This window comes from Streptomyces griseosporeus, from assembly GCF_014656055.1.
Taxonomy (GTDB): domain Bacteria; phylum Actinomycetota; class Actinomycetes; order Streptomycetales; family Streptomycetaceae; genus Streptomyces; species Streptomyces griseosporeus.
Window position 1 is genome coordinate 837,937 of the sequence record NZ_BNBR01000004.1, and the last position, 23,441, is coordinate 861,377.

At 72.0% G+C, this 23,441-nt stretch carries 20 protein-coding genes, 1 other RNA gene and 1 pseudogene; 19 read left to right on the plus strand and 3 right to left on the minus strand.

All coding sequences use genetic code 11. The features are described 5' to 3' along the window. The first annotated feature begins 56 nt into the window (after positions 1–56). From IE308_RS22785 to IE308_RS22815, 6 genes and pseudogenes are all read left to right on the plus strand, one after another. The gene (locus IE308_RS22785) at positions 57–1,487 is read left to right on the plus strand and encodes an RNB domain-containing ribonuclease (protein ID WP_110627883.1); all 1,431 of its coding nucleotides are present in this window, start codon (positions 57–59) and stop codon (positions 1,485–1,487) included. Between the two features lie 118 nt (positions 1,488–1,605). Beyond that, positions 1,606–2,184, plus strand: a complete 579-nt coding sequence (locus IE308_RS22790) for a Uma2 family endonuclease (RefSeq protein ID WP_190219337.1) — start codon at positions 1,606–1,608, stop codon at positions 2,182–2,184. A 95-nt stretch (positions 2,185–2,279) separates the two neighbouring features. After that, positions 2,280–3,119, plus strand: coding sequence for an AraC family transcriptional regulator (locus IE308_RS22795; RefSeq protein ID WP_190219338.1), 840 nt, complete (start codon positions 2,280–2,282; stop codon positions 3,117–3,119). An 85-nt stretch (positions 3,120–3,204) separates the two neighbouring features. Further along, positions 3,205–3,921 (plus strand): annotated as a pseudogene (locus tag IE308_RS37490) (DMT family transporter); the annotation flags it as partial. 115 nt (positions 3,922–4,036) lie between these two features. Further along, positions 4,037–4,451, plus strand: an RNA gene (gene rnpB / locus IE308_RS22810) — RNase P RNA component class A. 294 nt (positions 4,452–4,745) lie between these two features. Continuing rightward, a complete protein-coding gene (locus tag IE308_RS22815; protein ID WP_190219340.1) occupies positions 4,746–5,303 on the plus strand; it encodes a TetR family transcriptional regulator in 558 nt (185 codons plus the stop codon). Positions 5,304–5,371: 68 nt separating this feature from the next. Here IE308_RS22815 and IE308_RS22820 read toward each other — a convergent pair whose 3' ends face one another. Then, a complete protein-coding gene (locus tag IE308_RS22820; protein WP_190219341.1) occupies positions 5,372–6,016 on the minus strand; it encodes a ScbR family autoregulator-binding transcription factor in 645 nt (214 codons plus the stop codon). Positions 6,017–6,229: 213 nt separating this feature from the next. After that, positions 6,230–7,000 carry a response regulator transcription factor gene (locus IE308_RS22825; protein ID WP_110627879.1) on the minus strand — a complete coding sequence of 257 codons (771 nt, stop codon included), beginning with the start codon at positions 6,998–7,000 and terminating at the stop codon, positions 6,230–6,232. 461 nt (positions 7,001–7,461) lie between these two features. Here IE308_RS22825 and IE308_RS22830 point away from each other — a divergent pair, with 461 nt between their 5' ends. The 4 genes from IE308_RS22830 (at position 7,462) to IE308_RS22845 (ending at position 12,332) form a co-directional block, all read left to right on the plus strand. Next, a complete protein-coding gene (locus tag IE308_RS22830; protein WP_190219342.1) occupies positions 7,462–8,370 on the plus strand; it encodes a ScbA/BarX family gamma-butyrolactone biosynthesis protein in 909 nt (302 codons plus the stop codon). Beyond that, positions 8,370–9,320: an NAD-dependent epimerase/dehydratase family protein gene (locus IE308_RS22835; RefSeq protein WP_190219343.1), complete on the plus strand. Its 951-nt coding sequence runs from the start codon at positions 8,370–8,372 to the stop codon at positions 9,318–9,320. Before IE308_RS22830 ends, IE308_RS22835 begins: the two co-directional genes overlap by 1 nt. A gap of 83 nt (positions 9,321–9,403) precedes the next feature. Continuing rightward, a complete protein-coding gene (locus tag IE308_RS22840; protein WP_110627876.1) occupies positions 9,404–10,396 on the plus strand; it encodes an aldo/keto reductase in 993 nt (330 codons plus the stop codon). Between the two features lie 163 nt (positions 10,397–10,559). After that, on the plus strand, positions 10,560–12,332 hold the full coding sequence (locus IE308_RS22845) for an acetyl/propionyl/methylcrotonyl-CoA carboxylase subunit alpha (RefSeq protein WP_190219344.1): 1,773 nt from the start codon (positions 10,560–10,562) through the stop codon (positions 12,330–12,332). Positions 12,333–12,416: 84 nt separating this feature from the next. On the opposite strand, the gene IE308_RS22850 is transcribed toward IE308_RS22845, so the two are convergent. Continuing rightward, positions 12,417–13,433: a hypothetical protein gene (locus tag IE308_RS22850; RefSeq protein WP_190219409.1), complete on the minus strand. Its 1,017-nt coding sequence runs from the start codon at positions 13,431–13,433 to the stop codon at positions 12,417–12,419. A 316-nt stretch (positions 13,434–13,749) separates the two neighbouring features. Between IE308_RS22850 and IE308_RS22855 the strand changes: the two genes are divergently transcribed. The 9 genes from IE308_RS22855 to IE308_RS22895 all read left to right on the plus strand — a co-directional run bounded on the left by IE308_RS22855 (position 13,750) and on the right by IE308_RS22895 (position 23,436). Continuing rightward, positions 13,750–15,024, plus strand: coding sequence for an MFS transporter (locus tag IE308_RS22855; RefSeq protein WP_190219345.1), 1,275 nt, complete (start codon positions 13,750–13,752; stop codon positions 15,022–15,024). A gap of 302 nt (positions 15,025–15,326) precedes the next feature. Next, on the plus strand, positions 15,327–15,986 hold the full coding sequence (locus IE308_RS22860) for a TetR/AcrR family transcriptional regulator (protein ID WP_110627872.1): 660 nt from the start codon (positions 15,327–15,329) through the stop codon (positions 15,984–15,986). A gap of 98 nt (positions 15,987–16,084) precedes the next feature. Beyond that, the gene (locus tag IE308_RS22865; protein ID WP_190219346.1) at positions 16,085–17,650 is read left to right on the plus strand and encodes an acyl-CoA carboxylase subunit beta; all 1,566 of its coding nucleotides are present in this window, start codon (positions 16,085–16,087) and stop codon (positions 17,648–17,650) included. Between the two features lie 226 nt (positions 17,651–17,876). Beyond that, the gene (locus IE308_RS22870) at positions 17,877–18,206 is read left to right on the plus strand and encodes a TcmI family type II polyketide cyclase (RefSeq protein ID WP_110627870.1); all 330 of its coding nucleotides are present in this window, start codon (positions 17,877–17,879) and stop codon (positions 18,204–18,206) included. After that, the gene (locus IE308_RS22875) at positions 18,203–19,474 is read left to right on the plus strand and encodes a beta-ketoacyl-[acyl-carrier-protein] synthase family protein (RefSeq protein WP_110627869.1); all 1,272 of its coding nucleotides are present in this window, start codon (positions 18,203–18,205) and stop codon (positions 19,472–19,474) included. Before IE308_RS22870 ends, IE308_RS22875 begins: the two co-directional genes overlap by 4 nt. Beyond that, positions 19,471–20,685 carry a ketosynthase chain-length factor gene (locus IE308_RS22880; protein WP_110627868.1) on the plus strand — a complete coding sequence of 405 codons (1,215 nt, stop codon included), beginning with the start codon at positions 19,471–19,473 and terminating at the stop codon, positions 20,683–20,685. Before IE308_RS22875 ends, IE308_RS22880 begins: the two co-directional genes overlap by 4 nt. 656 nt (positions 20,686–21,341) lie before the next feature. Further along, positions 21,342–21,605: an acyl carrier protein gene (locus IE308_RS22885; RefSeq protein ID WP_110627867.1), complete on the plus strand. Its 264-nt coding sequence runs from the start codon at positions 21,342–21,344 to the stop codon at positions 21,603–21,605. 85 nt (positions 21,606–21,690) lie between these two features. Continuing rightward, entirely contained in the window at positions 21,691–22,476 is a 786-nt protein-coding gene (gene fabG / locus IE308_RS22890; protein WP_110627866.1) for a 3-oxoacyl-ACP reductase FabG, read from the plus strand. Between the two features lie 24 nt (positions 22,477–22,500). After that, positions 22,501–23,436, plus strand: coding sequence for an aromatase/cyclase (locus IE308_RS22895; RefSeq protein ID WP_190219347.1), 936 nt, complete (start codon positions 22,501–22,503; stop codon positions 23,434–23,436). Positions 23,437–23,441: the final 5 nt, after the last annotated feature.

Sequence of the window (23,441 nt, forward strand, 5' to 3'; positions counted from 1 at the left end):
GGGACCGGGACAGCGTACGGCGTGCCGCCCCGCGTCCCCCGCCCTACGGTGGCGGTATGCCCCGACGCCCCCTCCATGTGACCGGCGCCCCCGAGGGCCCGCTGCTGACGGCGCTCGCCGCCCTGCGGGACAAGCTGCACGTCCCCGCCGGCTTCCCGCCCGACGTGCTCGCCGCGGCCGACGAGGCCGCCGCGCACCCCGTCCTCCCCGCGGAGGACGCCACCGACATCCCGTTCTTCACCATCGACCCGCCCGGCTCGCTCGACCTCGACCAGGCGATGCACCTGTCCCGGCAGGGCACCGGCTACCGCGTCCGGTACGCCATCGCCGACGTCGCCGCCTTCGTCGTACCCGACGGCCCGCTCGACCGGGAGGCCCACCACCGGGCGGTCACCCTCTACTTTCCCGACCTGCGGATCCCCCTGCACCCGCCGGTGCTCAGCGAGGGCGCCGCGAGCCTGCTGCCGGGGCAGACCCGGCCGGCCGCGGTGTGGACGATCGACCTGGACGCGAGCGGCGGCACGCTCGCCGTCGACGTGCGCCGCGCCCTGATCCGCAGCAAGCAGCGGCTCGACTACGACAGCGTGCAGAAGAAGATCGACGACGGGACGGCCGAGGAACCCCTGCTCCTGCTGAAGACGATCGGCCTGCTGCGCGAGCAGGTGGAGATCGCCCGCGGCGGCATCTCCCTGCGCGTCCCCGACCAGGAGATCGTCGAACACGACCACACCTACGAGCTGACCTACCGCGCCCCGCTCGCCGCCGACGGCTGGAACGCCCAGCTCTCCCTGCTCACCGGCATGGCCGCCGCCGAGCTGATGCTGGCGCACGGCACGGGCGTGCTGCGCACCCAGGTGCCCAAGCCCGGCAAGCTGGAGGAGCTGCACCACACCGCCGACGCGCTGCACATCGACTGGCCGCCGCACATGTCGTACGCGGAACGGGTGCGCACCCTCGACCCGTCCGTGCCCCGCGAGGCGGCGTTCCTCCAGGCCTGCACGGGCCTGATGAGACGCGCCGACTACACCGTCTTCCGGGACGGCCACCTGCCGCCGAACCCCGTGCACGCCTCCGTCGCCGCGCCCTACGCGCACTGCACGGCCCCGCTGCGCCGCCTGGTCGACCGCTACGCCACCGAGATCTGCCTCGCCGCCGTCGCCGGCCGGGAGCCACCCGAGTGGGTGCTCGCGGCTCTCGACGCCGTACCGGCCCGCATGAAGGAGGGCGGCGAGCGCGCGGGCGACATCGACGGCAAGTGCGTCGACCTGGTCGAGGCGGCCGTCCTGAAGGACCGGGTGGGCGAGATCTTCGAGGGCGTGGTCGTCAAACAGGGCAACCCCCCGGGCACGGGCACCGTCCAACTGGAGTCCCCCGCGGTCGTCGGCCCCGTCACCGGCATCACCGAGACGGACGTCGGCCGCCGCCTCCAGGTCCGCCTGACCCGCGCCGACATGGAAGTCCCGACGGTGAGCTTCGCGCTTGCGTGAACGCTTCAGTGCCCTCGTGTGCCGTCGTGTGCCACGATCGAGGGAACGGTTCCCGATCTCTCGGACAGGTGATCAGCCCATGTCCCAGTCTGGCGAGCGACCGAAGGAGGGGCGTGACATGACTGCCATGGCCCACGAGCCGCTCACGCAGGAGGAGGTCCTGCTGGAGGGCTTCCTCGCCCTGGACACGCCGGAGGGTTTCCGGGCGGAGCTGATCGAGGGGGAGATCGTTGTGACACCGCCGCCGGACGGGGAGCACGAGAAGTACATCAGCCGCATCGTGCGGCAGGTGATCAAGCTGTCCCGGACGGACATGGACTTCTCCGGCAACAAGGGACTGAGGCTGAGGAGCGGAGGGGGCTGCCCGAAGAGTCACGTGATCCCGGACGTCACGTTCGCGCCCTTCGACCTCGACCTCTTCGGGGGCGCGGAGTCCTGGATGCCGTGCGACGGCGTCGCCATGGTGCTGGAAGTGACGTCGGCCAGGCCGCAGGCCGACCGTGAGGCCAAGCGCCGTTGCTACGCACGAGGCGGAATCCCTCTGTACCTGCTGGCCGACCGCGACACGTCCCAGGTCACCCTCTTCAGCGACCCGGACAAGGACGACTACCGAGCGCTCACCACACGCCCCTTCGGGAAGCCGATCACCCTCCCCGAGCCCTTCGCCTTCGACCTGGACACCGCCGACCTCCTCTGAGACGCGCGGGAGTCAGCGCGCTGGAGCGGGCGCTCGCGGGCATGGAACGGCACGGGTAGGCGTTGCACCCTCCAGGACGACAGGGGGTGTACGGCATGGCGGACCAGGGACGCGAAGAGGCGCTGTGGACGCGGGCGCGGCTGGGGCGTTGCGGGCCCGCGCTCGACCTGCTGACCGCCCGCTTCGACCAGCACGTCTACGCGCCGCACGCGCACGACGAGTACACGGTCGGCGTCTGCGTCGGCGGCTCGGAGGTGATCGCGTACCGCGGCGGCCGGGTCCACGCGGGCCCCGGCTCGATCGTCGTCCTGGCCCCCGGCGAGATCCACACGGGCGGCCCGGCGACGACGACGGACGGCTACGCGTACCGCGCGCTGTACGCCGCACCGGACCTCCTCGCGGACGGCGTGCTGGGCGGCGGTGGCCTGCCGCACTTCCGTGAGGCGCTGATCGACGACCCGGAACTGGCCACGGCGCTGCGCCGGGCCCACTCGGAGACCGCCGCCTGCCCCGACCCCCTGGAGGCGGAGTCCCGGCTGCCCTGGCTGCTGACGGCCCTGGCCCGCCGCCACTCCACGGCACGCGCCACGAGCGACGCGGTCGCCGGCGCGGACGGCATAGCCAGGCAGGTCAGGGACCGTCTGGCCGACGAGCTGACCGACCCGCCGTCGCTGTCCGCCCTGGCCACCGAACTCGGCCTGTCCCGCTACCAGCTCCTGCGTGCCTTCCGTACGTCCGTGGGCGTCCCGCCGTACGCCTGGCTGGCGCAGCACCGGGTCACGCGGGCCCGGGCCCTGCTGGAGTCGGGACTGCGCCCGGCGGAGGTCGCGGGCCTGGTGGGCTTCGCCGACCAGGCGCATCTGACGCGGTGGTTCCGCCGGGTGCTGGGAGTGACCCCGGCGGCGTACCGCAACAGCGTTCAAGACGCGCGATGAACAGGTGGCCGAAACTCGGCCCATGACTGCACGCGGCTGGTTCCTCTTCTCCCTCATGGGAGTGATCTGGGGCATCCCCTATCTGATGATCAAGGTGGCGGTGGACGAGCTGTCCCCGTCGATGGTGGTGTTCGTCCGCTGCGCGGTGGGCGCGGCGCTCCTCCTCCCCTTCGCGCTCCGCCAGCCCGGCCTGGCACGGACCGTGGTGAGCCACTGGCGTCCGATGCTGGCCTTCGCGTGTATCGAGATCATCGGCCCGTGGTTCACGCTGACGGACGCCGAACGCCACCTGTCCAGCTCGACGGCGGGCCTGCTGATCGCCGGCGTGCCGATCGTCGGCGTGGCCCTGGCCCGCTACTTCGGCGCGACGGAACGCCTGGGGATACGGCGGCTGACGGGCCTGGCCCTGGGCCTGACCGGCGTCGTGGTCCTGACCCTCCCGCACCTGACCGGCGGCGACGCCCGCTCCCTCGCCGAGGTCCTGCTCACGGTGATCGGCTACGCGACGGCCCCCCTGATCGCCGCGCGCCACCTGAAGGACGTGCCGTCCCTGCACCTCACGGCCCCCTGCCTGGCCCTGGCGGCCCTGGTGTACGCCCCTGCCGCGGCGGCGACCTGGCCGTCGCAGACCCCGTCGGCGTCGGTCCTGGCGTCCCTGGCCGGCCTGGGCGTGATCTGCACGGCGGTGGCCTTCGTCGCCTTCCTGGAACTGATCAAGGAGGCGGGCCCGACGCGGGCGACGGTGATCACGTACGTCAACCCGGCGGTGGCGGTCGCGGCCGGCGCGCTTTTCCTGAACGAGGCCCTGACCGCGACGATCATCGCGGCGTTCGCCCTGATCCTGACGGGTTCGGTGCTGGCGACGGCCGCCGCCCCGACCGGGGTGTCCCGCCGGGTACGATGGTCCACACGGCAGACGAGCCGGGCGGACGGCCGCGTGGAGTCCCCTTGACGGGGGGCTTCCCGAGGAACGTCCGGGCTCCACAGGGCAGGGTGGTGGCTAACGGCCACCCGGGGTGACCCGCGGGACAGTGCCACAGAAAGCAGACCGCCCGGCGCTTCGGCGCAGGGTAAGGGTGAAACGGTGGTGTAAGAGACCACCAGTGCCCAGGGTGACCTGGGCAGCTAGGTAAACCCCACCCGGAGCAAGGTCAAAAGGAGCGCCTGGAAGGACACGAGGCGCTCTGCGCGGACGTTCGAGGGCTGCCCGCCCGAGTCCGCGGGTAGACCGCACGAGGCCGGCGGCAACGCCGGCCCTAGATGGATGGCCGTCGCCCGGCGCTCCGCGAGGAGCACCGGGAACAGAACCCGGCGTACAGCCCGACTCGTCTGCCGCTTCCCCCTTCTCTGCCGCCTCTCCCGTCTCCGCGGCCCCTCCGCCCAGCCTCTTCCCGCCACCAATGCAAACAGAACTGTCTGTTGATAAGACAAGCGGTGTGCGGTGAGAGCGGCGGCTTCGCAGGTCACTCGGCGGGGACCTGTGGTTTCTTCTCAGCCGTTGTTCGCGCGGTTGCCTGCTGATCTCTTCAAAACAGGCATGGTTGTATGGTTTATTTAAGTGCGGTGTCAGTAGGCACCCGCTCGCTCTCCAAGCCGTCGTACCGCAGTGATCAAGGGGCAAGCGCGATGCAGAAGCGGTCGCAGTCGACCCGTCAGGAACTCGTGTATGCCGCCGTGCAACTCATCGCGAACGGCCGCTTCGCCGACGCGGGCCTGGTCAACATCTGCAACACCGCCGGAGTGAGCCGGGGCGCGCTCTACCACCACTTCACGTCGATCGCGGAGCTGCTGGCCGAGGTCTACGCACAGGCCGAGAAGCGCGTCCTGGCGCTGGCCGACGACAGCTTCGCGTCGCGGGGCGCCGGGGCGCCGGCGCGTTTCGGCATCGCCCTGGGGAAGGCGCTGGCGGAGGATCAGCTGGTGCGCGCCGGGGTGCGGTTGGCGGCCGACGGTACCGACAGCCCTCCCCGGTTGAGGGAGGAGCTGCTGGCGCGGCTGCGCGAGGAGGTCCTCGGGGACGCCCCCGTCACCCCCGAGCGGGAAGTGCTGGCGGACCTGGCGGTGGTGGTCACCGCGGGACTGATCTCGCTCGGCTACACGGACACGACGTGGTGGCGCCCGGAGAGCACGCAGCGGATCTGGGACGCGCTGCTGCCGCTCTTCACGGACGCCGAACGGCGCTGAATCGGCGGGTTGTTGCCGATGTGGCAGCTGGGGGGCGGCTCAGGGCCGGGGGAGTGACGGCTGACCGCTCACGCGCCGACAGCCGCGGGTTCCGGCGCGGCCGCCGGCGCGGGCGGTGGCGTGACGCGCAGGTGGCCGATCATGCCGGGGCTGACGATGCCGGGCAGCAACAGCCGCCACATGGTGGTGACGCGCTCGGGAAGGTCCTTGCGGTTCGTGTAGACCTGCGACATCACCTGCATGCCGGTGAAGGAGCCGACGATCATCGTGGTGGCCTCCGTCAGGTCCAGGCCCGGCAGGGTCTCACCCTGCTCCCTCGCCTGCTCCAGCAGCCCGCGGATGGTGGCACTGGACTGCTCGTACGGCGTGTTGACCGGCCGGGTGAACGACGTGTCCTCCACGGCCAGGCGCACACTGGCGCGCAGGACCGGATCGCGCTGGAGCCGGTAGGCGAAGCCGAAGGTCAGGTCGATGATCGCCTGCATCTTGGTGCTGTCGTCGGGTGCGACGAGGGCCTCGCTGTGCGCCTCCAGCAGAGCCGCGGCGATGGCTTCCTTGGACGGGAAGTGGTGGTAGAGGGCACCGCGGGTCAGACCGCTCCGTGCCAGGATCTCGTTCGTGCTCGCGGCGTCGTAACCCCGCTCGTCGAACACCTCGGCCGCGGCCCTGAGAATCGCCCGCCGTGACCGCGTCCCGCGCTCCTGCTTCGCCATTCGTGATCCCTCGCACTCGCCGAAGAAAAAAGTATACCGACTTGTCTGCATCCTCGTGCAGACAGTTTCGGAGTCTCTCGGCGCGCGCTGGAGATCCGGTGGAATCGCCCGCGGGCGGGCCGGGCCGGCGGGACGGCGGCCTTCGCACAGGGTGGGGCCGCGGTCCGCCGCCCGCGTCGGCCGGTGCGCCCCGCTTGAGGTGCCGGGGCCGGGTTACGGGTTGCCCAGGCGGAACCCGACACCCCGGACCGTTACGATCCAGTCGCTGGACCCGAGCTTTCCGCGCAGGCTGCTGACGTGGGTGTCGATGGTGCGGCCCTTGTGCGACCAGGCGTCGTCCCAGACCTGGCTCATCAGCTGCCGCCGGGAGACCACGGCCCCCGGCTGGAGCGCGAGGATGCGCAGCAGGTCGAACTCCTTGCGGGTGAGGTCGACGGGACGGTCGTGCAGGGTCACCTTGCGGGCGACGGGGTCGATGCGCAGCGGGCCGTGCTCGATGACGCGGGACGTCCGGCTGGGGCGGACCCGGCGCATCACCGCTCCGATGCGGGCGAGCAGCTCGTGGAAGCCGTACGGCTTGACCATGTAGTCGTCCGCGCCGGCCTGGAGACCCAGCACCCGGTCCAGTTCGCTGCCGCGCTCGGTGACGGCGATGATCGGGGTGTCGCTCACCGCCCGGATGCCCCGGCAGACCTCCAGGCCGTCGAGGTCGGTCAGGTCCAGGTCCAGCAGGATGAGATCGACCTGGTGGTGGACCTGGAGCGCCTGGGTCCCGGTGGCCACGCTCTCCGCGCGATACCCCCTTCGGGTGAGGTTCTGGACCAGGGTCTTGGCCGCGCGTTCCTCCTCCTCCACGACGAGGACGCGCAGCGCCGCGTGCTCGACCGGCGCGTGCAGCCGAGGCGGGGTGGGGTGGCCGGGGTGGTGGGCGGAGTGCTCCCACCTGGTGCGAGCTCCTGGTGCGTCTGCTACCTGCCGGTTCATCTGCTCCCCCTGTACTCGGGCTGGCGACGGCCCTGTCAGATGTTTGTGATGGAAAACCAGGTGCTTGGCGAAGATACCAAACAGACTTGTCTGATTGTCAATGTAGGGCCCGCTGGGTGGGGGCGGGGCTGACACGCGCGTGTGAGCTGCGTGGATCTGTGATATGCCGCTTTTGCGTGTCGGATCGAGAGGGTCGCTCACTTTGCCAGATGCGCCACACTGTTCGGTGTAAGCAGGCAAGGTTGCCCGATCATGTATTTCGTTGCGTGATGCATCGATTACGGAACGATCACTTCCATCTGCGGTCGCCGAGCCGAATCCGTCCGCCGGGTGACGGGCTTCGAGTTTTTACTTGATTTACCCGACAGACCTGTCTGTATCTTATGGCTTGGTCAACGGGGGGCTGCTGCATGGCGCAGCAGTTTGCCCTCCCTGCACACACACAGAAGGGAGCGCACATCATGACCGCAATGCTCGACACCGCCCTCACCACGATCGTTCCGCGCCAGTACGTCCACCGTGCCGCGGTCTCCGAAGTCCTGCTCACCGGCTGGCAGGCGGCCGAGCAGGCCGACGCCTTCGTGGTGCGGGCGCAGTGGCCGCGCGGGCACGCCCTCTTCGCCCAGTCGGGCGGCTACCAGGACCCGCTGCTGCTCGTCGAATCGGTCCGGCAGATAGGGTCCCTGCTCTCGCACGCCGAGTACGAGGTGCCGTTCGGGCACCAGTTCCTCATGCTCGGCATAGGCTTCAGCGCCACCCGCGACATGTTCGTCGCGACGCCCGCCCCGACCGAGGTGGAACTGCACACCGTGTGCCGGGACATCGTCCGCCGGGGCAAGGCGCTCGCCGGCATGCGCTACGAGGTCACCGCCATGGTCGACGGAGTGGCCCTGGCCACCGCCTCGGCGGCCTTCAAGTGCACGGCTCCCGGCGTCTACCAGCGCCTGCGCGGGGACCGCCCCACCCGCGCGAACCGCCTCCCCGGCCTGCCGGTCGACCCGGCGCTGGTCGGCCGTACCGGCACCGAACACGTGGTCCTGTCGCAGGACGGCGCCTCCGGCAACCGCTGGGAGGTGCGCGCCGACACCGACCACCCCATCTTCTTCGACCACCCTGTCGACCACATCCCCGGCATGGTGCTCCTGGAGGCGGCGCGACAGGCCGCCCACGCCGCGACCGGCCTCACCGACGCCCTCGTCCTCGACCTGGACAGCTCCTTCGCCCGGTACGCCGAACTCGACGAGCCCTGCTACATCGAGGCGGACCCGCTCGGCGCCGACGACGGCGGCGACGTACAGGTACGGGTGCACGGGGTCCAGGGCCGGCAGACCGTCTTCACCGCACGCCTCGTGCTGCGGCCCCGCGCCTGATGGGCCGGCACCCGGGCCTCGGCGCGCCCCACGTCCTGGTCACCGGCGCGGCCGGCTTCATCGGCGCCCGCGTCGCCCGTGCGGCGGCCCGTCACGCCGGGCGGCTCACCCTGACCTCGTACCGCAGGCCGCCGGAGCCGGTCTCCGGCGCGGTCAGGACCGTCCGTGCCGATCTGGCGGACCCGGCGTCGCTGCGCGGACTGTGCGACGGCGTCGACGTCCTGCTGCACTGCGCCTCGCAGATCGGCGGCATGCCCGAGGCCAACGAGGCCGTCAACGCCCGCGGCACCGCGGCGCTCGTCGCCGAGGCGCGGCGCGCGGGCGTGGACCGCATCGTGTACGTCAGCACCGCCTCCGTGTACGGGCGCGGCACCTTCCGCCGCGCCCACCCCGGACAGCTCGCACGCCGCCCGCAGTCGCCGACCTCGCGGACGCGGGCCGCCGCCGAGGACGCCGTCCTCGCCGCCGGCGGGATCGTCGTACGCCCGCACGTGCTGTACGGCCCCGGCGACGAGTGGGTGATCCCCGGGCTCGGCCGGCTGCTGCGGGACCTCGGCGGCACGCCGACGGGGTGGACGTCACGGCACTCGGTCATCGCCGTGACCGAACTGGCCGCCCTGCTGGTCGGCGTGGGCCTCGCGCCGCGCGAGCGCCTGTCGGCGAGCGTCTACCACGCGGCGTACCCGGCCCCGGCCCCGGCGTCCGCCCTGCTGGAGGCCGCGGCCGGCTGCCTGGCGGCGCCGCCGCCCCGGCGGGAGCTGGACGTCGCGGAGGCCCGGGAGCTACTGGCGGGCGACGCCGCCGCCCTGCACACGCTGGACCTGCTGGCCACCGACCACTGGTTCGACAGTGAGCCCCTCTGGGCGGACCTGGGCCGGCTCCCCGGCCCGGGCTGGGACGCGGACTTCCCGCGCATGAAGGAGTGGTACCCGGCGCCGGCCGCGGCCTGAGCCGGGTACCGGGGACCGGCGGCCCGAACCGCCGACCATGTCCGGCAGTTGGACAGACAGCACCATCCGAAGGATCGGAATCCATGGAATACACCAAGCTCGGCCGCAGCGGACTGACCGTGTCCCGGCTCGTCCTGGGCACGATGAACTTCGGGACGCAGACACCCGAGGAGGACAGTCACGCGATCATGAGCCGCGCGCACGAGCACGGCATCAACTTCTTCGACACGGCCAACGTGTACGGCACGCGGCCGGGGGAGGTGTCCACCGAGGAGATCATGGGGCGGTGGTTCGCCTCCGGCGGCGGCCGGCGGGAGAGGACCGTCCTCGCCACCAAGGTCTACATCCCCACGGGCAGCTGGCCCAACGAGGGCTTCCTGTCCGCGCTGAACATCCGGCGCGCCTGCGAGGCGTCGCTGCGGCGCCTGCAGACCGACTACATCGACGTGTACCAGATGCACCACGTCGACCGGGACACGCCGTGGGAGGAGATCTGGGAGGCGTTCAGCGTCCTGCGCCAGCAGGGCAAGGTGCTGTACTTCGGTTCCTCCAACTTCGCCGGCTGGCACCTCGCCCAGGCGCAGGAGGCCGCCCGCGCCCGGCACTTCCTCGGGCTGGTGAGCGAGCAGTCCATGTACAACCTGATGACGCGCTGGGTCGAACTGGAGGTCCTGCCCGCCGCACGGCACTACGGCGTCGGCGTCATCCCGTGGGGGCCGCTGCACGGCGGCGTCCTCGGCGGCGTCCTGCGCAAGCAGAAGGAGGGCAGGACCGCCCGGGGCAGCACCGGCCGCTCGGTCGGCGTGCTCGCCCGGCACCGCGACACCATCGAGGCGTACGAGAAGCTGTGCGCCGACATCGGTGCGGACCCCGCCCACGTCGGACTGGCCTGGCTGCTCGCCCAGGAGGGTGTCACCGGGCCCATCATCGGCCCGCGGACCACCGAGCAGCTCGACAGCTCGCTGACCGCGCTGACGATCCGGCTCGACGACGCCACGCTGGCGAAGCTGGACGAACTGTTCCCGCCGCCCGGCCCGAACGGGGCACGGCCCGCTCCCGAGGCCTACGCCTGGTGAGCGTGCGAAAGCGCTGAACACCGCCGGGTGGGGGAGGCGTTCGACGCCCGCCTCACCCGGCTCTCCCCCCCGTCCGCACCGCGCCCCCGACGTGCCCGGAGCGAGGCCGCGGCGGACGGGGAGGCTGCCGCAACCATCCGTTCTCTCCCAGAAAAGAGACATCGTGCGCAAGGTGCTCATCGCCAACCGTGGCGAAATCGCTGTCCGCGTGGCCCGGGCCTGCCGGGACGCCGGGATCGCGAGCGTGGGGGTGTACGCGGACCCGGACCGGGAGGCGGTGCACGTCCGTGCGGTCGACGAGGCGTTCGGACTCGGCGGCGACACCCCGGCCTCCAGTTATCTGGTCATCGACAAGATCCTGAATGCCGCCCGGGAGTCGGGGGCGGACGCCGTCCATCCCGGTTACGGCTTCCTCTCCGAGAACGCGGAGTTCGCGCAGGCGGTCATCGACGCGGGTCTGATCTGGATCGGCCCGCCCCCGCAGGCCATCCGTGACCTGGGGGACAAGGTCGCCGCCCGGCACATCGCCCAGCGTGCCGGCGCCCCCCTGGTGGCCGGCACCCCGGACCCGGTCTCCGGCGCCGACGAGGTCGTCGCGTTCGCCAAGGAGCACGGCCTGCCCATCGCGATCAAGGCCGCCTTCGGTGGCGGCGGCCGCGGTCTGAAGGTCGCCCGCACCCTGGAGGAAGTCCCCGAGCTGTACGACTCCGCCGTGCGTGAGGCGGTCGCCGCGTTCGGGCGCGGGGAGTGCTTCGTCGAGCGCTACCTCGACAAGCCCCGCCACGTGGAGACGCAGTGCCTGGCGGACAAGCACGGCAACGTCGTCGTCGTCTCCACCCGTGACTGCTCGCTGCAGCGCCGCCACCAGAAGCTGGTCGAGGAGGCGCCGGCGCCGTTTTTGAACGAGGAGCAGGTCGCGGAGCTGTACCGGGCGTCGAAGGCGATCCTGAAGGAGGCCGGCTACGTCGGCGCCGGTACGGTGGAGTTCCTCGTCGGCCTGGACGGCACGATCTCCTTCCTGGAGGTCAACACCCGCCTGCAGGTCGAGCACCCGGTCACCGAGGAGGTCGCCGGCATCGACCTGGTGCGGGAGATGTTCCGCATCGCCGACGGCGAGGAACTCGGCTACGACGACCCGGTCCTGCGCGGGCACTCCTTCGAGTTCCGCATCAACGGCGAGGACCCCGGCCGCAACTTCCTGCCCGCCCCCGGCACGGTCACCCGCTTCGACGCCCCCTCGGGTCCGGGTGTGCGCCTGGACGCGGGTGTGGAGTCGGGCAGCGTGATCGGCCCGGCCTGGGACTCGCTGCTGGCCAAGCTGATCGTGACCGGCCGCACCCGCAAGGAGGCCCTGCAGCGCGCCGCGCGTGCGCTGGAGGAGTTCCAGGTCGAGGGCATGGCCACCGCCATCCCCTTCCACCGCGCGGTCGTGAAGGACCCCGCCTTCGCGCCGGAGCTGACCGGCTCGGCCGACCCGTTCACGGTCCACACCCGGTGGATCGAGACGGAGTTCGTCAACGACATCAAGCCCTTCGCCGCCCCCGCCGATGCCGAGGCGGAGGAGGAGGCGGGCCGCGAGACCGTCGTCGTCGAGGTCGGCGGCAAGCGTCTTGAGGTCTCCCTGCCCTCCAGCCTGGGCATGAGCCTGGCCCGTACCGGCCTGGCCGCCGGCGCCAAGCCCAAGCGGCGCGCGGCGAAGAAGTCCGGCCCGGTCGCCTCGGGCGACACCCTGACCTCGCCGATGCAGGGCACCATCGTGAAGATCGCGGTGGAAGAGGGCCAGGAGGTCAAGGAGGGCGACCTGATCGTCGTCCTGGAGGCCATGAAGATGGAACAGCCCCTCAACGCACACAAGTCCGGCACCATCAAGGGCCTGTCCGCCGAGGTCGGCGCCTCCCTCACCTCCGGCGCCGCCATCTGCGAGATCAAGGACTGAGTCCGACAGTCGCAGCACCAAGGGCTCCCGGCGATACGCCGGGAGCCCTCGTGCGATGTGGCCGGTCGTTCGCGGCGGGCCCGGCTAGGCCGCGCCCGCCCGGTGCTTGAGCGTCTCGTAGACGTCCGCCGCGTGGTAGTACGTGCGTCCCGACTGGCTGCGGCGCCGCCACTTCCGGGTGCTGGCGTGCCGGTAGACGCTGCCCGGCGGCATGGACCACAGCCGCGCTATGTCCGCGGCGGTCACCCAGCGCGTCTCGGGCTGCGGGGCCGCCGCGCCGGATCCGGGCCGGTCCTCGGCGTCCGCACCGGTCGGGGGCGTCGCTCCGGTCGTGTCGGTCGTACGGGTCATACCGGTCGTACCGGTCCGGTCGGTCGTACCGGTCGTGCCGGTCGTGTCGGTCGTGCCCGCGGTGGCACCCTTCGCCGACGCGGCGGCCCCGCCCAGCCGGCGGCTGAGCTGGAGCAGCTCGGGTCCGAACCAGCGGTGGGAACCGTCCGCCGTACACGTGATCGTGGCGGGCCACTTGGGGTGCTGGGGCCGTACGACCGCGGTCAGGCCGCCGGGGCAGCCCGGCTCCACGCACTCGCCTATGGGTATGCGCCGGCGCGTCACCGGGTCCATCACGCTGTGCGCCCGGCGCACCAACCGCGCCACCTCGGCGGACAGGTCACCGGCAGCGTCATGCCGCGCGAGCCATCCGCTGTGCCGGAGCAGGAACGCGGCGAGCGGGCCCACCGCCCGCCGCGGACCGGCCAGTCCCAGCTCCTCCACGACCAGCGTCGCCCAGGAGCCGAGCACGGCCAGGATCGACGAACGCACCTCGGCGGCCCAGGAGTTGAAGGGCGTGCCGGGCAGCGGACCGCCGGAGGTGCGCTCCGCACAGCGCTCGCCGCCGCTGCCGTCGAGGTGCCGTGCGCATTCCTCGTACAGCTCCGGCAGCCGGGTCAGGTCCCGCACCAGGTGGTCGTGGCACGGCCGGCACAACCGGGCACCCGGCTCGGCCGGCCGCCGGTCCCCGCCACCGTCCGCGCGACGGGCACAGCCGTGTCCGGCACAGGCCGTCGTCACCGCGGGCATACGGATGCTCCCCTGGTTCACCGCAACTCCTCCTAGTGGTCGCCCATGAACAGGGGAACGCTAATTCCGCAATTCTCGGGACGGCAAGGGCGGCAGAACCTCGCCTGTGCTTCGCGACGGAATTCAGAGAAATCCCGGAGGTTCTTTTCCGGCTTCTGACACGCCCGCCCCGTCATCTGCCGGATGACCTTTTTCTGACGACGTTTGACCGGGATCTGACATGGGATTCCTTGACCGGCCGACGGCGATCGAAGAAGCTTTGAGGCAGAGTCCACAGCCGTGTGCCCGAATCGTCTCGCACCGTGTGCGGCAGAGACCGACCTACCCCAAGGACGAGATGAATTCCCCTCGCGCCCGGACCTTCCAGTCCCTGACGATCCGCAACTTCCGCCTGTTCGCGGCGGGACAGCTCGTCTCCGTGGCCGGTACCTGGATGATGGTGGTCGCGCAGGACTGGCTCGTGCTCGCACTGACCGGTGATTCCGGGACCGCGCTGGGCATGGTGACGGCCTTTCAGTTCGCGCCCCTGCTGCTGTTCACCCTGCACGCGGGCGGCCTCGCCGACCGGTACGACAAGCGCCGGCTGCTGATCTGCGCGAACCTCACCTCGGGCGCGCTGGCCCTGTGCCTGGGCGTCCTGGTGCTGGCGGGCGTCGCCCGGCTGTGGCACGTCTGTCTCTTCGCCCTCGGGCTCGGCCTCGTCAACGCCGTCGAGGTGCCCACCCGGATGTCGTTCGTCAGCGAACTCGTCGGCGCCGACCTCCTGCCCAACGCGTCCGCGCTGAGCGCCGCGTACTTCAACGCCGCGCGCGTGGCCGGGCCCGCCGTCGCCGGCCTGCTGATCGGCTGGCTGGGCACGGGGGCCGTGATGCTGCTGAACGCGGTGAGCTATCTGGCGACGGTGGCCGCGCTGCGGGCGATGCGGCCGGGCGAACTGCACCGGGACGGGCGGCGCCCCGAGCGGGCACCCGTCCGTGACGGCCTGCGGCACACGGCGGCCCGTGCCGACCTGCTGCTGCCGATGGTCCTGGTGGCCGTCGTCGGCATGCTGGGCTTCAACTTCCAGCTCACCCTGCCCCTGCTCGCCAAGACGGTCTTCCACGCGCGGGCCTTCGACTTCGGCCTGCTCACGACGGCCTTCGCGGCGGGCTCCCTGCTCGCCGCGTTCGTCACCACGCACCGCCGCGGCCGGCCCCCGGCCGGTCTCGTGACCGGCTCGGCCCTCGCGTTCGGCGCGCTGGAGACCGCGGCCGGGCTCGCCCCGACCTACGCCACGGCCCTGGTGCTGCTGCTGGGCACCGGGTTCGGCGCGATCTACTTCGCGCAGGCCGCCAACCACCGGATCCAACTGGGCACCGACCCCGCCTACCGCGGCCGGGTGATGGCCCTCTACACCCTGGTCTTCCAGGGCACCACCCCGCTGGGCGCGCTGCTGATCGGCGCCCTCAGCGAACGGTTCGGCGCCCGCTCCGGCCTGCTGGCGGGCGGAGTGGCCACGCTCCTCGCCGCGTCCGCCGTGCTCGTCGCCCAACGGCGCGCCCGCCCCGCGGCCGCGGTCACCGGCAGGGCCGACGAGCCCAGCACCCGGACCTCCGGGGAACCGGCCCGCTGAACACGGGGCGGACGACCGGGCCGGGGTTACGACCGGACCAGGTGCATGACCGGACCGGCTGCTTGACCGGACCGGGTGTACGACCGAGGCGGTCGTACGTCCCGACCCGACGCGTCGGCCGTAGACCCCCGTCGGCCCCCGACCGCAGATGCCGCCGGCCCCCGGGCCGCCGACGCCGCCCGCCCCCCGGCCGTAGACCGGACCGCCCCCCGGCCGCAGACCCCGACCGGACACCCTCACCCGAGGACGCGGCCGCCCTCGGCCCGCCTTCCCGTCCGAACGCCACACGGAGGAACACACTCATGGCCATCCAGGAAGCAACGATCACCCGCACCCCCGCCGGCTCGGCCGAGGAACGGCAGGACGTCGTCCGGGCGGCCCGCGCCGTCTTCGCCCGGGAGGGCTGGACGCACAGCGGTGTCGCGGACATCGCCCGGGAGAGCGGCCTCGACGAGGCCACGGTCACGCACTACTTCCCGGACAAGGAACGGCTGCTGCTCACCGTCCTGCTGGAGGGCGCCGCCTCGGTCGCCGCCGCGCTGACGGTCATCGCGGAGAATCACCTCGCCGACGTCACCGACCTGGAGAAGGACCTGATCGCGCTCGGCCACGCCTGGCTGACCCCGCTGGCCGACTTCCCCGAGCACTTCGCCATCGTGCGCCACCTCGGCGCCGAGATCGCCGCCTGGCCGGCCGGCGTGGTGGAGATGTGGCGGACGGCCGGCCCCCGGCAGGCCACCCGTGAACTGGGCCGCCGCCTGGAGCGCCTCGCCGACCGGGGGCTGCTCGCCTTCGACGACAGCGACCACGCCGCCGAGCGCTTCATCCAGCTGGTCGCGGGCGGCGTCGTCCAGCGCTCCTTCCACGGCGCCCTGCCGCTCGCCGACTTCGAGACCGAGGCGCTCGTCGCCGCGGGTGTCGCGGACTTCGTGCGCCTGTACCGGCCGGGCGCCGGCCGCTGACCCGCGGCAGCCAGCCCGGCCCCGAACCACGAGAGAACCCTCGGGGAATCCCACGACCCACGGAGGAATCCGACCGACCCACGGAGGTGGGAGACACCATGGCCACACCGCACGACTCGATCCAGGCCCGGATCGACGAGCTGACCGAGATCAAGGAGGCAGCGCGGCTCGGCCCCGACCCGGCGGCCACCGAGCGCCAGCACAACAAGGGCAAGCTGACGGCGCACGAGCGGATCGCCCTGCTGCTGGACAAGGGCTCGTTCAACGAGGTGGAGCCGCTGCGCCGGCACCGGGCCACCGGCTTCGGACTGGAGGACAAGAAGCCGTACAGCGACGGCGTGGTGACCGGCTGGGGCACCGTGCACGGCCGCACCGTCTTCGTCTACGCCCACGACTTCCGCATCTTCGGCGGCGCGCTCGGCGAGGCCCACGCCCAGAAGATCCACAAGATCATGGACCTGGCCGAGGCGGCGGGCGCCCCGCTGGTCTCGCTCAACGACGGCGCCGGCGCCCGGATCCAGGAGGGCGTCACCGCGCTCGCCGGGTACGGCGGCATCTTCCAGCGCAACACCCGCTCCTCCGGCGTCATCCCGCAGATCTCCGTGATGCTCGGCCCGTGCGCGGGCGGCGCCGCCTACTCGCCCGCGCTGACCGACTTCGTCTTCATGGTCCGCGAGACCAGCCAGATGTTCATCACCGGGCCCGACGTCGTCAAGGCCGTCACCGGCGAGGAGATCACCCAGAACGGGCTCGGCGGGGCCGACGTCCACTCCACCACCTCGGGCGTCTCCCACTTCGCCTACGACACCGAGGAGGAGTGCCTGGAGGACGTCCGCTACCTGCTGTCGCTGCTGCCCGCCAACAACCGTGAGCTGGCGCCCGTCGAGCGGTCCGGCGACCCCGTCGACCGGGTCAACGACGCGCTGCTGGACCTCGTCCCGGCCGCCGCCGGGCAGTCGTACGACATCCGCGCGGTCATCGAGGAGGTCGTCGACGACGGCGAGTTCTTCGAGGTGCACCCGCTGTGGGCGACGAACATCGTGTGCGCGTTCGCCCGGCTCGACGGGCACGTCGTCGGCATCGTCGCCAACCAGCCCGCCGCCATGGCCGGCGTGCTGGACATCGAGGCCTCGGAGAAGGGCGCCCGCTTCGTGCAGTTCTGCGACGCCTTCAACATCCCGCTCGTCACCCTGGTCGACGTCCCCGGCTTCCTGCCCGGCGTGGACCAGGAGCACGACGGCATCATCCGGCGCGGCGCCAAGCTGCTGTACGCCTACTGCAACGCCACCGTGCCGCGTATCTCGCTGGTGCTGCGCAAGGCGTACGGCGGCGCGTACATCGTCATGGACTCCCGGTCCATCGGCGCCGACCTGGCCCTCGCCTGGCCGACCAACGAGATCGCGGTGATGGGCGCCGAGGGCGCCGCCAACGTCATCTTCCGCCGCGAGATCAACGCCGCGGAGGACCCGGAGGCGGTGCGCCGACAGCGCATCAAGGAGTACAAGAGCGAGCTGATGCACCCCTACTACGCGGCCGAGCGCGGGCTGATCGACGACGTCATCGACCCCCGCGAGACCCGCGCGGTGCTGATCCGTTCGCTGGAGATGCTGCGCGCCAAGCACGCGGACCTGCCCTCGCGGAAGCACGGTAACCCCCCGCAGTGACTCCTCTGTAGTTCTGGACGCGGATTTGACGTAAAGCCCCCCGATCAGCCTTGAAATCGGGGGAGTTGCCGAAGAAGATGGATGTCAGAGTCCGGAGCTTTGTCGCCGACGTTTTCGGCTGGACGCCCGCTCATCCTTTCTTCGGATCCTTCCGAGCCAGAAACCTTTCTCCGCCCCACGGCCTTTCGCGCCCTTTTCGGGACCGGACCACTTGGAGAAGAATCGCATGCACAGCAACCTGATCGTGGCCAGGATGGAGCCCGCCTCGGGCGCCCAGGTGGCCGAACTCTTCAGGGCGTTCGACGCCACGGAAATGCCGCACCTGATGGGCACCCGCCGGCGTCAGCTCTTCCACTACCGCGGTCTGTACTTCCACCTCCAGGACTTCGACACGGACAACGGTGGACAGCAGATCGAGGAAGCCAAGACCGACCCGCGCTTCATACGGATCAGCGAAGACCTGAAGCCGTTCATCGAGGCGTACGACCCGGCGACCTGGCGCTCGCCGGCCGATGCCATGGCGACCCGCTTCTACCACTGGGAGGCGGGCTCGTGACCGGCCGGCGCGTTGTCATCACGGGCCTGGAGGTGCTCGCCCCCGGCGGGGTGGGCACCGACGCGTTCTGGTCCCTGCTGAGCGAGGGCCGTACGGCGACCCGCGGGATCACCTTCTTCGACCCCTCGCCGTTCCGCTCCCGGGTCGCCGCCGAGATCGACTTCGATCCGGAGGCGCACGGACTGAGCCCGCAGGAGATCCGCCGGATGGACCGCGCGGGCCAGTTCGCCGTCGTCGCGGCCCGCGGCGCCGTCGCCGACAGCGGCCTCGACCTGACGGACCACGAGGCACACCGGGTCGGCGTCACCGTCGGCACCGCGGTCGGCGCCACCATGGGCCTCGACCAGGAGTACCGGGTCGTCAGCGACGGCGGCCGGCTGAACCTCGTCGACCACCACTACGCCGTCCCGCACCTGCACAACTACCTGGTGCCCAGCTCCTTCGCCGCCGAAGTGGCCTGGGCCGTCGGGGCGGAGGGCGCCAACGCGGTGGTGTCCACCGGCTGCACCTCCGGCATCGACTCCGTCGGCTACGCCGTCGAGCTGATCCGCGAGGGGACCGCGGACGTCATGGTCGCGGGCGCCACCGACGCCCCGATCTCGCCGATCACGATGGCGTGCTTCGACGCGATCCGGGCGACCACCCCGCGCCACGACGAACCCGAGCGCGCCTCCCGGCCGTTCGACAGCACCCGCAACGGGTTCGTGCTCGGCGAGGGCTCCGCCTTCTTCGTCCTGGAGGAGCTGGAGAGCGCCCGCCGGCGGGGCGCCCGCATCTACGCGGAGATCGCCGGCTACGCGACCCGCAGCAACGCCTACCACATGACCGGGCTCCGCCCCGACGGCGCCGAGATGGCCGAGGCCATCCGGGTCTCGCTCGACGAGGCGCGGCTGAACCCGGAGGACATCGACTACGTCAACGCGCACGGCTCGGGCACCAAGCAGAACGACCGGCACGAGACCGCCGCGTTCAAGAAGAGCCTGGGCGAGCACGCCTACCGGACGCCGGTCAGCTCCATCAAGTCGATGGTCGGCCACTCCCTCGGTGCCATCGGAGCCATCGAGATCGCCGCCTCGACGCTGGCCATGACGCATCACGTGGTGCCGCCCACGGCGAACCTGCACGCCCCCGATCCCGAATGCGATCTCGACTATGTGCCTCTCACCGCCCGCGAACACCGGACGGACGCCGTGCTGACCGTCGGCAGCGGCTTCGGAGGCTTCCAGAGCGCCATGGTGCTGGCCCGCCCGGAAAGGACCGCCGCATGAGCACCTCAGTCGTGGTGACCGGCCTGGGCGTGGTCGCGCCCAACGGCCTCGGCGCCGAGGAGTACTGGTCCGCGGCCCGTGTCGGCAAGAGCGGCATCGGCCGGCTGACCCGGTTCGACCCGACCCAGTACCCGGCCCGGCTCGCGGGCGAGATCCACGGGTTCGAGGCCGAGGAGTACCTGCCGAGCAAGCTGCTGCCGCAGACCGACCGCATGACCCGGCTCGCGCTCGTCGCCGCCGACTGGGCGCTGGAGGACGCCGGGGTGCGCCCGCAGGAGCTGCCCGCCTTCGACATGGGCGTGGTCACCTCCAGCGCCTCGGGCGGCTTCGAGTTCGGCCAGCGCGAGCTGGAGCGGCTGTGGAGCCAGGGCAGCGAGTACGTCAGCGCCTACCAGTCCTTCGCCTGGTTCTACGCCGTCAACAGCGGCCAGATCTCCATCCGGCACGGCATGAAGGGCCCGAGCGGCGTCGTCGTCAGCGAGCAGGCCGGCGGCCTGGACTGCCTCGCGCAGGCCCGCCGCCAGGTCCGCAAGGGCACGCCGCTGGTCGTCTCCGGGGCCGTCGACGCCTCGCTGTGCCCGTGGGGCTGGGTGGCCCAGATGACCAGCGGCCGGGTCACCACGAGCGAGGACCCGGCCGGCGCCTACGTGCCCTTCGACGACCGGGCGTCGGGCCATGTGCCCGGCGAGGGCGGTGCCCTCCTGGTCCTGGAGGGCAAGGAGGCCGCCCGTGCCCGCGGCGCGAAGGTGTACGGCGAGATCGCGGGGTACGGCGCGACGTTCGACCCGAAGCCGGGCAGCGGGCGTCCGTCCACGCTGCGCAAGGCGATCGAGACCGCGCTGGCCGACGCCGGTGTCGAGGCCCGTGACGTGGACGTCGTCTTCGCCGACGGCGCGGCCGTCCCGGAGCTGGACCGGATCGAGGCGGAGGCCCTGAACGAGGTCTTCGGCACGGGTCAGGTGGCCGTCACCGTCCCCAAGACGATGACCGGGGCCCTGTACTCGGCGGCGGGCGCGCTCGACGTCGCCACCGTCCTCCTCGCGATGGAGGAAGGCCTGATCCCGCCCACCATGAACACCGAGCCGGCCGAGCGGTACGGCCTGGACCTCGTCGCCGGCCACCCGCGGACCACCGAGGTGCGCACCGCGCTGGTCGTGGCCCGCGGCCAGGGGGGCTTCAACTCGGCGCTGGTCGTCCGCGCGGCCGACTGACCGGCCGCCCCGCCCCGGAGACCCGCGGCACGCGCCGGCCGGGACACACCCTCACCACCGGGCCCGCCGGCCCGGCAACCCACCCGCGCGCCGACCGGGAGACCGACCGCGCGCCGGCCCCGGGGCCTGCCGTGCACAGGCTCCGGGGCCCGTGGCGCACCGGACGGGAGCGCCCGGACTCCGACTCCCGCCGGGCGTCGACCGGGAGACCGACCGCGCGCCGGCCCCGGGGCCTGCCGTGCACAGGCCCCGGGGCCCGTCGCGCACCGGACGGGAGCGCCCGGACCCCGACTCCCGCCGCGCGCCGACCGGGAGACCGGCCGCGCGTCCGCCCCGAGGCCTGCCGTGCACAGGCTCCGGGGCCCGTGGCGCGCCGGACGGGAGCGCCCGGACCGCAACTCCCGCCGGGCGTCGGCCCCGGGGCCTGCCGTGCACAGGCCCCGGGGCCCGTCGCGCACCGCACCGGTGCGCCCGTACCGCAACTCCCGCCGCGCGCCGGCCCCGAGCCCCGCGCGTCGGACCACACCCCCCCACAGCGCGCCGGCCCGGACCCCCCACCGCGGCCGGGCCGGCACCCACCGGAAGCCGAAGCCGCTTCGGGTTCCGGCGCCAGGCCGTGCCGGAAGCCGAAGCCGAACCGAAAAGGAACAACCGTCATGGCCGAGCAGGTATTCACCCTCGACGACCTCCGCCGCATCCTCATCGAGGCGGCGGGCGACGACGAGTCCTACAACCTGGACGGAGACATCCTCGACACCGAGTTCGAGGAGCTGGGCTACGAGTCGCTGGCCCTGCTGGAGACCGGCGGCCGCATAGAGCGCGAGTACGGCATCTCGCTCGACGAGGAGGTGCTGAGCATCGCGAACACCCCGCGCCTGCTGATCGACACCGTCAACGCCGGTCTCGCCGCCCTGGTCTGATCCGTCCCTCCCGCCGGGCGGTGCCCCGCCGCCGCCCGGCGGACGCGTTCCCCAAGCCCCCAACCGACCACTGGAGACGACAGACATGTCAGAGCAGGAAAAGCGGGTCGCTCTCGTCACGGGAGCCACCAGCGGGATCGGCCTCGCCAGCGCCCGGCTGCTGGCCCAGCAGGGCCACCGGGTGTTCATCGGCGCCCGCAACGCCGACAACGTCGCGGCGACCGTGAAGGACCTGCAGGCCGAGGGCCTGGAGGTGGACGGCGCCACCGTCGACGTCCGCTCCGGCGACGAGGTCCGCGCCTTCGTCCAGGCCGCGGTCGACACCTTCGGCACCATCGACGTGCTGGTCAACAACGCGGGCCGCAGCGGCGGCGGCGTCACCGCCGACATCGACGACGAACTGTGGGCGGACGTCGTCGAGACCAACCTCACCAGCGTCTTCCGCGTGACCCGCGAGGTGCTCAACACCGGAGGGATGCGGCACAAGAGCCGCGGCCGGATCATCAACATCGCCTCGACCGCCGGCAAGCAGGGCGTGGTGCTCGGTGCGCCGTACTCGGCGTCCAAGCACGGCGTCGTCGGCTTCACCAAGGCGCTCGGCAACGAACTCGCGCCCACCGGCATCACCGTCAACGCCGTCTGCCCGGGCTACGTCGAGACCCCCATGGCCCAGCGCGTGCGCCAGGGCTACGCGGCCGCCTACGACACGACCGAGGACGCCATCCTGGAGAAGTTCCAGGCGAAGATCCCGCTCGGCCGTTACTCCACCCCCGAGGAGGTGGCCGGTCTCGTCGGCTACCTGGCGTCCGACACGGCGGCCTCCATCACGGCGCAGGCGCTCAACGTCTGCGGCGGACTCGGCAACTTCTGATCCCGGCCTCGAGGAGAGCTGATCATGACCATCCGTGAGGTCGAACACGAGATCACCGCGAAGGCCCCGGCCGAGACGGTGTACCGGCTGATCGCCGAGGTGGAGAACTGGCCGCGGATCTTCCCGCCGACCATCCACGTCGAGCACGTGGAGCGCGGCGAGCGCGACGAGCGCATACGGATCTGGGCCACCGCCAACGGCGAGCCGAAGAACTGGGCGTCGCGCCGCACCCTGGACCCGGACACCCTGCGGATCGACTTCCGGCAGGAGGTGTCCACCCCGCCGGTGGCGGCCATGGGCGGGGCCTGGATCATCGAGCCGCTGTCGGCGGACGAGTGCCGGATCCGGCTGCTGCACGACTACCGGGCGGTGGACGACGACCCCGCCGGACTCGCCTGGATCGACGAGGCCGTCGACCGCAACTCGCGCTCCGAGCTGGCCGCCCTGCGCACCAACGTCGAACGCGCCCACGCCGAGGCCGACCTGACGTTCTCCTTCGAGGACTCCGTCGAGATCGCCGGATCCGCCAAGGACGTCTACGACTTCATCAACGAGGCCGACCTGTGGGCCGAGCGGCTGCCGCACGTCGCCTCGGTACGGCTGACCGAGGACACCCCCGGCCTGCAGACCCTGGAGATGGACACCCGCGCCCGCGACGGCTCCGTCCACACCACGAAGTCGTACCGGGTGACGTTCCCGCACCACAAGATCGCCTACAAGCAGGTGACCCTCCCGGCGCTGATGACGCTGCACACCGGCTACTGGACGTTCACCGAGACCGACACCGGCGTCACGGCGTCCTCCCAGCACACCGTGACCCTCAACACCGCCAACATCGCCCGTGTCCTCGGCGAGGACGCCACCGTCGCCGACGCCCGCGCCTATGTGCGGGACGCGCTGAGCACCAACAGCAGGGCCACGCTCGGCCACGCGAAGGCCCATGCCGAGGCGCGGCGCTGAACCGG